This is a genomic window from Martinezella miluonensis (genome assembly GCF_900094545.1).
In the GTDB taxonomy this organism is placed as follows: Bacteria; Pseudomonadota; Alphaproteobacteria; order Rhizobiales; family Rhizobiaceae; genus Rhizobium; species Rhizobium miluonense.
The window spans coordinates 1-10802 of the sequence record NZ_FMAH01000082.1; the positions used below are offsets into that span (position 1 = coordinate 1).

Annotated in this window: 8 protein-coding genes and 5 pseudogenes; 7 read left to right on the forward strand and 6 right to left on the reverse strand. The window is 57.3% G+C overall.

What is annotated here, in order from left to right; genetic code table 11:
- Positions 1-264, forward strand: a 264-nt coding sequence (locus GA0061102_RS31895) for an integrase core domain-containing protein (protein WP_139115137.1), incomplete at its 5' end; no start/stop codon positions are given.
- Between the two features lie 179 nt (positions 265-443).
- Positions 444-629 (forward strand): annotated as a pseudogene (locus tag GA0061102_RS33800) (divalent metal cation transporter); the annotation flags it as partial.
- 4 nt (positions 630-633) lie between these two features.
- Here the strand turns inward: GA0061102_RS33800 and GA0061102_RS31905 are convergent.
- From GA0061102_RS31905 to GA0061102_RS31920, 4 genes and pseudogenes are all read right to left on the reverse strand, one after another.
- Positions 634-1246 (reverse strand): annotated as a pseudogene (locus GA0061102_RS31905) (fatty acid desaturase); the annotation flags it as partial.
- Positions 1243-1443: a DUF4167 domain-containing protein gene (locus tag GA0061102_RS31910; RefSeq protein WP_092856648.1), complete on the reverse strand. Its 201-nt coding sequence runs from the start codon at positions 1441-1443 to the stop codon at positions 1243-1245. The gene GA0061102_RS31910 and the pseudogene GA0061102_RS31905, both read right to left, overlap by 4 nt.
- 700 nt (positions 1444-2143) lie before the next feature.
- A pseudogene (locus tag GA0061102_RS33805) lies at positions 2144-2329 on the reverse strand (SDR family oxidoreductase); the annotation flags it as partial.
- Between the two features lie 92 nt (positions 2330-2421).
- Positions 2422-2583, reverse strand: a complete 162-nt coding sequence (locus tag GA0061102_RS31920) for a DUF1328 domain-containing protein (protein ID WP_068396316.1) — start codon at positions 2581-2583, stop codon at positions 2422-2424.
- A gap of 277 nt (positions 2584-2860) precedes the next feature.
- Between GA0061102_RS31920 and GA0061102_RS31925 the strand changes: the two are divergent.
- Both GA0061102_RS31925 and GA0061102_RS31930 read left to right on the forward strand, forming a co-directional pair.
- Positions 2861-3084 (forward strand): annotated as a pseudogene (locus GA0061102_RS31925) (DUF2934 domain-containing protein); the annotation flags it as partial.
- Positions 3085-3739: 655 nt separating this feature from the next.
- Positions 3740-4865, forward strand: a protein-coding gene (locus tag GA0061102_RS31930) for an IS3 family transposase (RefSeq protein WP_092856652.1) whose coding sequence is annotated in 2 segments (ribosomal slippage) — positions 3740-3978 and positions 3977-4865 — 1128 coding nt in all. Because the reading frame shifts where the segments join, the coding sequence is not laid out codon by codon here.
- Positions 4866-5184: 319 nt separating this feature from the next.
- Here GA0061102_RS31930 and GA0061102_RS31935 read toward each other — a convergent pair.
- The gene (locus GA0061102_RS31935) at positions 5185-5388 is read right to left on the reverse strand and encodes a cold-shock protein (protein ID WP_092856656.1); all 204 of its coding nucleotides are present in this window, start codon (positions 5386-5388) and stop codon (positions 5185-5187) included.
- 437 nt (positions 5389-5825) lie between these two features.
- On the opposite strand from GA0061102_RS31935, the gene GA0061102_RS31940 reads away from it, so the two are divergent.
- Both GA0061102_RS31940 and GA0061102_RS31945 read left to right on the forward strand, forming a co-directional pair.
- Entirely contained in the window at positions 5826-7472 is a 1647-nt protein-coding gene (locus tag GA0061102_RS31940; RefSeq protein WP_092856659.1) for an acetolactate synthase large subunit, read from the forward strand.
- Position 7473: 1 nt separating this feature from the next.
- Entirely contained in the window at positions 7474-8865 is a 1392-nt protein-coding gene (locus GA0061102_RS31945) for an aldehyde dehydrogenase family protein (RefSeq protein ID WP_092856661.1), read from the forward strand.
- A gap of 336 nt (positions 8866-9201) precedes the next feature.
- Here the strand turns inward: GA0061102_RS31945 and GA0061102_RS33810 are convergent.
- A pseudogene (locus GA0061102_RS33810) lies at positions 9202-9819 on the reverse strand (tetratricopeptide repeat protein); the annotation flags it as partial.
- Between the two features lie 70 nt (positions 9820-9889).
- Here GA0061102_RS33810 and GA0061102_RS31955 point away from each other — a divergent pair.
- On the forward strand, positions 9890-10802 hold a 913-nt coding region (locus GA0061102_RS31955), incomplete at its 3' end, for an IS5 family transposase (protein ID WP_092856663.1).

A 10802-nucleotide genomic window follows, 5' to 3' on the forward strand; every position in this document is an offset into this window, starting at 1 on the left:
TATCGACGGGCGCTCGATGCCGCTGGTCTACAGGGTTCCATGAGCGCCGTCGGCAACCCTTATCATAATGCGCAGGCAGAGAGCTTCATGAAGACCTTGAAAGTGGAAGATATCTACCCCGCTGGCTACGAGACCTTCGCGGACGTGGCTGACCGCTTGCCCAGGTTCATCGAGGAGATCTACAATGCCAGGCGGTTGCACTCAGCCCTTGGCTATCGATCGCCAGCAGAATTTGAAACCCAACTCGCCCAGCAGGCGGCTTAGTTTGACGCGCATCGCTGGTCCAGCCCCAGGGGTTCACTCCAATCCGTGATCCAAATTTCTGCAGTTGCATTCTCTTTAACCGACCACAGCTTTCTGGAACAAACACGCATGTCGCACGCTTCATTGTGGCACCGCGACCGACAAATTGTCCTAGTTCCGGCTTCTGCTGGGAGGCAGCTATGATCGGTTATCAAATGGGCGACAAAGGCGCTGTCGTGGAACCTTCAAAACCACGAATCTTGGAAATCCTTGGGCCAGGTCTGGTAGCCGGTGCCTCGGACGATGACCCGAGCGGAATAGCGGCCTATTCGCAGGCAGGAGCACAGTTCGGTTATGCAGCTAGCTGGACTTTGATATTCACATATCTGTCGCCAAAATTACGATCATGGCGTTGGTCGCCATCGTTGAAATCTGCGGCAGTCGCTCCGACTCGCATCATGCCGAAAGGCAATCTCTGCTTGAACAGAAAAAGGAATGCGGAGCCGATACCGAACATCACCAAGGGATGCCTGTACAGGCGATAGCCGACTTTTCCTCTGCCCGTAAGCGCACGATACTCCGCCACGGTGAGGGTAGTGGTGTCGCCGACGCCCCTTTCATCGAGATCGCCGGCTGAAGCATGATGTTCCGCATGGGCGCGGCGCCAGTAATCACAGAGCGTCAAGGTAAGGACGCTGATCACACGACCAGTCCAGTCAACCAATCGCCACACTCCCAAGAACGAGCCATGGCCGCAATCATGCCGCAGCATGAGCAACCGCAAAAGGAAACCGGCCGCAGGAATGATAAAGATCAGGCCGAGCCAGTAGCCAAAATGCAAGGCGGCCCAGGCTGCCGCCCAAAAGAACACAAACGGGATCAGTGTTACAGCCAGTTCGTACAGGCTTCGGCCTATGACATGCTTGCAATAGTTCGAGAGAATCTTGAGCCAAGCTTTCTCAGTTTCGCCGCCGGCGTGGTCGGCCAGCGTCATCGCGTTCATAATCGATGAGCATCGTTCTCTTCGGCAGCGCAGCGGAAGAAGTGTTCGGCGTGCTGATAATCATTCTCCGCGCCGATGCGATCCCCAGCAGAGCTTTTCAAAGCAGCAGCTTGAAGGTGCTGTTTGTATCGATCCAGCATGTGCTGCCTCGACGTTGCCACACGCGTAATGTTAAGGGCAATGCGTTGTTTGTTCATAAGAATCTCCAATCCATCAGGAAATGCCCCTGATTGCTTTTATAAGCTGATGTCTAATCGATCTGCCCTAATCTTTCAGGGGGAGGCGCAGCGTATCGCGAGCCGTCGATGGCTTCGATAGTAGGGGTGCAACGGTGTTGGAACTGGCAAATCAGGTTGTTCTAATTCGTTTCCATAGAAGTCACGCGCAGGGCGAAGGCTCGACTGCGGCTGTTCGAAATCGCTGACGGGGAGTATTGAACGTGCCTCGGCGCGACAACCGCTCTCATCATTGACGGGTAACGTACTCGTGCGTTCTTAATTCCTACACCAACATTGTGGCGGCATCGGGTCAGGGACGCGATTGCGGAGGCGACTTGACGAGTGTGCGTTGTGTCTCCGTCGTCGGAGCCTCAGACAGAGAGTCTTCTGTATCCATCCGCGGTGCCACAGATGGTCGCAGTTGCAGGTTTCCGTGCCGGCGATGCCGCAGTGGTTTTCTTGACCACGGTGTAACTCCTGAAAGGATTGCCTTGGATTTTCGAAAGCGCCGATGGCGGAGAACGAAGCTGTTATCAATCCTTCCTTGTTCCGTCGCAAATGTTGTGAGCGTGTGGTAAGCTTCTTCGTTGGCATCGAGCACGACGACCTAGGTTTTCTGCCCGTCTACCTCGCTGATTTTCTTGAAATTCATAAAAGATTCCTTGCGTCGCTGGCGTCGAAGGATGGGCTTGCCGCCAGTCGCTGCAATCGTGGCTCCCGAGACATAGCTGGATAGAGGATCGGCCAGCATCAACTACGCGGTGGCCAGTTCCGCGGGCTGACCTGGCCGCTTCATAGGCACTTACTTCCCAAAGTTCTTGACAGCTTCCTCCGGTATTGTCGATGGAAAGAGCGGCGTCAAGATCCACTGCTTTGGCGCGGATATCCGCTATCGTGCTTTTCAACATCATAAGTCACGGTCACGTGGTTTTCCTTCATTCCAACGCCCGCCGGCGTTCACCGCCTAGCCAGCCGCATAACGAGTGATACGACGAACAGTATGAGGAAGATGAAGAACAGGATTTGAGCGATAGACGCCGACGCACCTGCGATGCCGCCGAACCCCAGCGCGCCTGCTATCAGGGCTACGACGAGAAATACGAGCGCATAATAGAGCATCTCAGCCTCCGTGGGTTGTTGCAACGGAAGAACGACCGAGATCATCCTTGGTTCCGCACTGAGACGCAGTAGCCGATTGACGCATTGAAATCGTATGCATTTACAGTAGGAGGTTCATTCGAATTGAACCATTCAAATATGCGTGCTGGCGGTCGGCGCTTACGTCGGATTTGAAGGCTTCGCAATTGGCGACGGTCCGCAGAACAAAGCCCGGAATGTCGAGTTACTATCAAGCCATGAAGGATTGGCAGAGAACCCGATTGGGTGAGGAGGGATGATGGCGGCTGACAAACACGAGCAGATCCGCCGCCGGACATACGAAATCTGGGAGGAGGAAGGCCGCGCGGAGGGCGCAGCAATGCGGCATCGGCTGCAAGCCTCCGATGAAGATGAACTAGAGGAGGATAACGAGCACGAGACATTGAAGGATCTGATGAATGAGGACGACAGTGACGACGAAGCCATGCTCCTGCCGCCGGCGAAAGCGGAGATTTTGGCCGGTCGTCACCTATCGTCCCGGCGGTTTGTCGCTGCTTCTGACCTTTTGGGCGTCTAGCTGTCCGTGTTCAAACGACTTGGCGGCGCGACTGCCTTCAGGATAGGGGTTACCTTCTTCCGGGTACTTTTGTTTACCGGCGTCTGCGCCACGCTCATATGCCGCAGCATTGCTCTTGCGAGCATGCTTTGCATCCGATGTGCTCGATGTAGGCGGTTTGTCATGTTTGGCCATAGGTTTATCCTCATCCCGGTAGACCCTCGCTATTGCTGAGCGGGTGCAGTCGCAGGCTGCGTTGTAGTGGTCGACCGCTGTGTAGTCGTCTGGGCTGCGACGTTAGAATATGTGGTGCTGGCGTGCGGCCAGAAGCTCCAGGTAAGAGCCGCGACCACAATAATCACAAGAATAGTGATCCATGACATCCAAGGCTGCTGGGGTGCAGGCGTCGTTCTGAGATCTGGGCTCGGTTTGTTGAGATGGTTGCTCATTGGGGTACTCCCTTGAGAATTAACCTTTACCTGCAGCAAAGGTTCCAGGCCGTCCGAGCGTTGTGGTCAAGTTTATGAACGTCGCCCGAACGGGCTTTGAAGCGGTGCAAGGAGTGAATAGCCCCGAGATTTGTAGACGCCTTCTTTCCTAAATTGAGGCAAGAAGAGCATTATGAGTAAGTCGAATTTCAGCGAAGATTTTAAACGCGACGCCGTGCGTCAGATTACCGAGCGGGGCTATCCGGTCGCGGAGGTTTCGCAGCGGCTCGTGGAGAGTGCGCATTCTCTGTACGAATGGAAGAAGAAGTTTGCGACCTCGAATGCCAAGGGCAACGACGAGGCCGAAGAGATCAGGCGGCTGAAGAAGGAGTTGGCTCGCGTTACCGAGGAGCAAGACATCCTAAAAAAGCGGCCGCGTATTTCGCCGGGGATGCAAAGTGAAGTACGCGTTCATTGCACTGCATCGTTTGCAGTTCTCGGTGCGGACGATGTGCCGTCTTTTGCGCGTTCATCCGAGTGGATTTTATGCCTGGCTGAAGAACCCGTTGAGCAGGCGGGCCAACGAGGACAAACGACAGACTGATCTGCTCCTGAAGGCGTGGGAGGAAGGCGGCAAGGTCTACGGCTATCGAAAGCTGCATGATGACCTTCTCGATCAGGGCGAGATATGCTGCCCGAACCGGGTTGCGCGTCTGACCCGCCTTGCCGGAATCAGGGCACAGATCGGCTACAAGCGCCGTCCTGGCATCTATGGCGGCAGGCCTTCCGTCGTTATCGACAACACCCTCGACCGGCAATTCGACGTGGCGGCTCCGGACAAGGCCTGGGTCGCGGACATCACCTGCATCCGGACCTGCGAGGGCTTCGCCTATCTCGTCGTCGTCATCGATCTCTATTCTCGGCGGGTCATCGGCTGGGCAATGCAGAGCCGCCAGACCACAGACGTCGTGTTGCAGGTCCTGCTCATGGCCGTGTGGCGGCGCAAGCCGAAGGACAAGGTGCTGATCCATTCGGACCAGGGCTCGCAGTTCACCAGCATGGATTGGTCTTCGTTCCTCAAGCACCACAATCTGGTTCATTCGATGAGCCGACGTGGCAACTGCCATGACAATGCCGTGGCTGAAAGCTTTTTCAATCTTCTGAAGCGTGAACGGATACGCCGCAGGGTCTACCGCTCACGCGATGAAGCACGCCAGGACGTGTTCGATTACATCGAGATGTTCTACAATCCAAAACGCAAACCCGACAGGAACGGGATGCTGTCCCCCGTCGAGTTCGAGAGGCTGCAGAAAATCTAACCCGAGGGCGTCTACGAAACTCCGGGCTATTCACTCCCCTGCAGCCAGGGGAGTTCCAACTGTCGTTTCGTCGATATGGAACTGCGCGGCCGGTGCTACGCTCCGGCAATTTGTTCTTATTATGTTCTCATTTAGGATTGAGTCAAGAGCGGTTTTCTTCAACTCCGGAGGCAGGGATAAACAAAGCAGTTTCAAAGGTTAACGTCGTCCAGGATGCAACGAACCTCGAGTTCGATCCCACTCAAGATCGTGGGATTGATTGAGCCTGTTCCGATTGTGAAACGGGCTCAATCTACGGCAGATTTCCTAGCTGATACGATCAGAGTACGCTGACGTTTTCGGCCTTGGACTTTCCGGTCTTGCGGTCCTGGCCCAGCTCGTAGCTGACCTTCTCGCCTTCTCGGAGCGAACCACCTCGCTGCAAGGCGGAGACGTGAACGAACACATCCGCTCCCCCGCTTTCGGGCGTAATGAAGCCAAAACCTTTGTCTTCATTGAAGAATTTAACGGTACCGGTAGGCATGATAGTTCCTCTTCAATTGTTTGGCGAGTTTGACTCGCTCACCGAACTTATAACTCGAATTCTAGCTTGATCCATGCGGATAAAATTTCCGGGCCAAGCAAAGGCGCTGGGTTGACCGGATCCGCTCTTTATTTGCCCGACAGAGTCGGCAATGACCATTCAAAGTGACGAGCTGATCGTCAATCGCTTGTTCGCAATATCGGACAGTCCTCGTCAGCGGCGATCATACGCGCAGTTATCGGGCAATAGGAGAGGGCATCCGTAACGATGCTGCATCGCCGATACTGTTCGATCGGTCGATTAAACATACCTCATCTGCAATATATGCATCAACGTGCGATTGGATCGGATCGCGATGACGCCTATGTTTGACGGTGCACTCGCTCGATCGCGATCGCGCCTATCGATCGGCATGGCAAACAACAGAGGCATCCATAATGACAAAAGGCTCTGATCTCCTCGTCGCCGCGCTCGAAAATGAGGGCGTCGACCGCATCTTCGGCATCCCCGGCGAAGAGAACCTCGATGTCGTCGAGTCGATCCGCAAATCGTCCATTCAGCTGGTGCTGACCCGGCATGAGCAGGCGGCCGCATTCATGGCCGCTACCTACGGCCGGCTGACCGGCAAGCCGGGCGTTTGCCTGACGACGCTCGGGCCGGGTGCCTTGAACCTTTCGACGGGTGCGGCATACGCGCTGCTCGGAGCCATGCCAATGGTGATGATCACCGGACAGAAGGGGATACTTTCGTCCCGGCAGGCCCGGTTCCAGGTGGTCGACGTCGTGGCATCAATGAAGCCGCTCACCAAGCTTACCAGGCAGATCATCTCGCCGCAGATGATCCCGACAATGGTCCGGGAAGCGTTCCGGATCGCACAGGAGGAAAGGCCGGGGCCGGTTCATCTTGAGCTTCCGGAGGACATCGCAGCCGAGGAGTGCGAACCCGTCGCCCTGATCGCTCCGCATCAGCTGGAACTGCCGATCGCAAGTGACGCTGCCCTCGATCGCGCAGCAGCGCTCGTCACAGCGGCGAAACGCCCGCTGCTGATGCTCGGGGCTGCAGCTTCACGTCCTCGCTCGACGTCGGACATTGCACAGTTTGTCATTCGCACCGGCATCCCGTTCTTTACGACGCAGATGGGAAAAGGAACGGTTCCGGGCGGAACGGAACTCTATATGGGGACTGCCGCGCTATCGGAACGAGACTATGTCCACGAGGCGATCGAACAGGCCGATCTCATCATCACCATCGGCCATGACACGATCGAGAAGCCGCCATTCATCATGGGCAAGGGCGGTCCGAACGTTGTCCATGTTGGCTATCAGCCTGCGACCGTCGAGCAGGTCTATTTCCCGCAATCGGAGGTTATCGGCGACATCGGCCCGTCACTGAGGGCGCTGGCGGATCGCCTCGAAGACAAGCTGCCGAACGCTCAGGCTCTTCTTCATCTCAGGGAGCGCATCCTCGAGCGCATCGCGGTTCGGGCGACGGAAGAACGCCTTACGCCGCAGCGGCTGGTCCATGACATCCGGGAGGTCATGCCTCATGACGGCATTCTCGCGCTCGACAACGGGATGTACAAAATCTGGTTTGCACGGAACTATCGGACGCGCATGGCAAACACGCTGCTGCTCGACAATGCTCTTGCAACAATGGGTGCCGGGCTCCCGTCGGCCATGGTCGCCTCGATGCTTTATCCAGAAAGGCGTGTCATGGCGGTTTGTGGGGACGGCGGTTTCATGATGAACTCGCAAGAGATCGAAACGGCAGTCCGGTTGAAACTGAACCTCGTCATTCTCGTCATCGAGGACGATGCCTACGGCATGATCCGCTGGAAACAGGCGGTGGACGAATTCCCAGATTTCGGGATGACATTCGGCAATCCGGACTTCGTCAAGTATGCTGAATCTTATGGCGCCAAGGGAACAAGGGTCGACGACATCAGCCAGTTCAAGCAATCTCTCGAAGATGCCTTTTCCGGAGGTGGTGTTCACCTCGTAAATATCCCTGTCGATTACTCGGAAAACGAGCGCGTGTTGGTCAAGGAGCTGCGCGAACGGCTCCCCGCCATTCTGGAGGACTGAGATGACGCTTACGCTGAAGGTTTATCAGGCATTCGACCGAGAACTGATTGCAGAAATTCCGGCAGACGATGCCGCAGCACTCGAGCATAAGCTTGACGTCGCTGCGAGGGCCTTTGCCGATCGTGATGGCTGGCTACCAGCGCATCGCAGGATGGCAATCCTCAGAAGGGTGTCTAAGCTTCTCTCGGAGAACCGAGACCGCTTTGCGATGATGATTGCCCGCGAGGGTGGCAAGCCCCTGACGGATGCGATAATCGAGGTGACGCGTGGGATCGATGGCCTCGTCAACGCCGCGGACGAGCTTCGCAATTTTGGCGGCACAGAGATCCCGATGGGCCTCACTGCCGCGAGCATGAACCGATGGGCTTTCACGACCAAGGAGCCGATCGGTGTCGTGGCGGCAATATCGGCGTTCAACCATCCGCTTAATCTCATCATCCACCAGATCGCGCCTGCGGTGGCCGTCGGCTGTCCGGTCATTGTCAAGCCGGCGGCAACCACTCCGATTTCCTGCATCGAGATCGTCAAGCTGTTCTGGGAAGCTGGATTGGACGAGCGCTGGTGCCAAACGTTTATTACCAAGGACAATGAGCTTGCCGAGAGCTTTGCCACGGATCAGCGCGTCGCCTTCTTGAGCTTCATCGGCTCTGCGAAGGTCGGCTGGTATCTGAAGAGCAAGCTGCCTCCAGGTACGAGATGCGCGCTAGAGCACGGTGGAGCTGCTCCCGTCATCGTCGACCGTAGTGCAAGCATTGATGCGATCGTCGGCACGATAGTCAAAGGTGGATACTACCACTCTGGGCAGGTCTGCGTGTCGGTGCAACGCCTTTTCGTGCACGACGACATTTTAGCGACCTTCACGGATGCACTGGCCGCAAAGGTCGTAAGCCTCCGTACCGGGGACCCCACACTAAAAGAGACAGAGGTCGGGCCGCTGATCCTGCCGCGCGAGACCGAACGTGTGGCAAGTTGGATCAAGGAAGCGACTGATATGGGAGCAAGGCAATTCGGCGGCGGGCGGCTGTCCGAGACTACGCTTCTGCCTTCCGTCCTGCTCGATCCACCGGCGAATGCCAAGGTGTCGCGACTTGAAGTCTTCGGGCCGCTCACTTGCGTCTACGGCTATAGCAAGGTTGCCGAGGCAATCCGAATTGCCAACTCGCTGCCCTACGCATTCCAAGCGAGTGTATTTTCCGCTGATATAGCAGTTGCGCTTTATGCAGCAAGGCACTTGGACGCATCGGCCGTGCTTGTGAATGACCACACGGCCTTTCGAACTGACTGGATGCCTTTTGCCGGGCGTAGGCAGTCGGGATATGGTGTTGGGGGTATTCCCTGGACGATGGAAGAAATGGCCGACGACAAGATGGTCGTATTCAACGGCGTCAGTTGATCGCCGTTGGCTCGTGGGGCGGCTCTTATGTTTTGTGGCTGATGCCGCTCACACCTATACCTTGGTTTTCTCGACCTTTCATCGATCCGAAGCGGCAGGAACAAGGTGGCGATGAGGGTGAGCCCATGGAAGACGCACAGCAGCAGGAACGCCCAAACATAGGCGTTCGCCGTCGGGCCTCCAGAGCCAGAAACACTCAGTCGCCATTCCAGGATACCTGCACACAATGTGGTAAGCACCGGCCCCCCGACGCGTTGGACGATGTTGAGCGAGGTGGTGGCTATCGGTAGGTCGCGTGGCCTGCTCCCCGCTTCCCCATGCAGGCACCAGGGCAGTCTACTCTAGCAAGCCTGCATCCCGTAGCGCGCCACCCATGGCTTCTGCGAGCGCAGGGGCACAATTCACGCCGGCAAACTGACGACCGTAGCGAAAGGCAGGCTGAAGCTCGAGTACGCGCGCTGCCGCCGCTCTCGCTTCGTCCAGATGCCCAAGCTTGGCCAAGGCTGCCGCCAATTGCACGTAAGTGATACTATGTGCCGGATTGGCCTGAACGGACTTGTAAGCTGCGCGACACGCTTCGTCATAGCGACCACGCAACAGATGGCTCATTGCCTGGGCGTCGAATGCGGCGAAAGCCCATGAGTCGAATGGACTGAGCCGCATGCCGCGCTCGCTCCATTCGATGGCCCGCTCGGCTTCTCCACCCCATCCCAGAATGACGCTGCCCAGGATGTAGGTCAACGCCGAGGAAGGACTGATATCAAGCGCGGCCTCAAATGCCGTGAATGCCGCGGCTCGATCATGCCCGTCCATGCCGATGGAAAATCCCGCTAGCGTCAGCGCCACTGCATCGTCCTGTCCGAGGAGCATGGCGGCCAGAGCGTGCTGGATCGAAGCGGCGCGATTGACTTCTTGAAGGCCGGTACGAAGGAAGAGGCAGTGGTGGCACATGGCGTTGGTGCGCGGATCGTTAATCGCGGTGGGTTAGGTGCGGTGGCCAGCTCAATAATCGGTCTCCGCCACCATGCCTTTCAAGCACAACGCCTCCCGCCGCCATCGTATTGGCAAGATGAAGTTCAAGGTCACGAACTGGGCAGAGTACGAGGCTGGTCTTCGCCGACGTGGCAGCCTGATGCTTTGGATGACGCCAGAGGCGCTGTCGTCCTGGCAGGCGCCGAAGCGGACAACGCGCGGTGGACAGCCGCGTTATTCCGATCTGGCGATTGAAACTGCCCTGACGCTGGGACTGGTGTTCGGCCTGCGGCTGCGCCAGACGGAGGGCTTTTTGACTTCAGTGCTGACCCTGATGGGACTGGATCTCGCCGTTCCCGATCATACGACCCTGAGCCGTCGGGCAAGCAAACGGCGATTGCCGGACAGGCGGCGAAAGCACCAAGCTCCGGGAAAGGGACATGTCCACGTCCTCATCGACAGCACAGGGTTGGAAATCTACGGCGCGGGCCAGTGGCTGGAGGAGAAGCACGGTGCCAAATCACGTCGGAACTGGCGAAAATTGCACCTGGCTCTGGATGCCGGCAGCGGCGACATCATCGCCCACGTCATGACCGACCAAGATGCCGGCGACGCCTCGCAGGTGAAGGCGTTGCTTGACCAGATCGATGCGCCGATCGGACAGTTCACGGCCGACGGCGCCTATGACGGCAGTTCAACTTATGACGCCGTGGCCTGGCATAGCGCCGGTGCTACGGTGGTCATTCCGCCACGCGCGAACGCGGTGAAACGGCCAGACGCCGGTCCCTCGAGCCAACGAGACCGCCACATCGCGGCGATCAACACCGATGGCCGGATGAAGTGGCACGCTGCGACCGGCTACGGGAAACGATCTCTGGTCGAGACCGCAATCGGTCGCTACCAATCGATCATCGGATACAGGTTGCGGGCGCGCTCATTCGGAGCGCAGCAGACGGAAGTCGCCA

Bases quoted from the DNA above. Each gene is read 5' to 3' on its own strand.
- GA0061102_RS31910 (WP_092856648.1), bottom strand. From the start codon at position 1,443: ATGAACAAACAACGCATTGCCCTTAACATTACGCGTGTGGCAACGTCG.
- GA0061102_RS31920 (WP_068396316.1), bottom strand. From the start codon at position 2,583: ATGCTCTATTATGCGCTCGTATTTCTCGTCGTAGCCCTGATAGCAGGC.
- GA0061102_RS31935 (WP_092856656.1), bottom strand. From the start codon at position 5,388: ATGCCTACCGGTACCGTTAAATTCTTCAATGAAGACAAAGGTTTTGGC.
- GA0061102_RS31940 (WP_092856659.1), top strand. From the start codon at position 5,826: ATGACAAAAGGCTCTGATCTCCTCGTCGCCGCGCTCGAAAATGAGGGC.
- GA0061102_RS31945 (WP_092856661.1), top strand. From the start codon at position 7,474: ATGACGCTTACGCTGAAGGTTTATCAGGCATTCGACCGAGAACTGATT.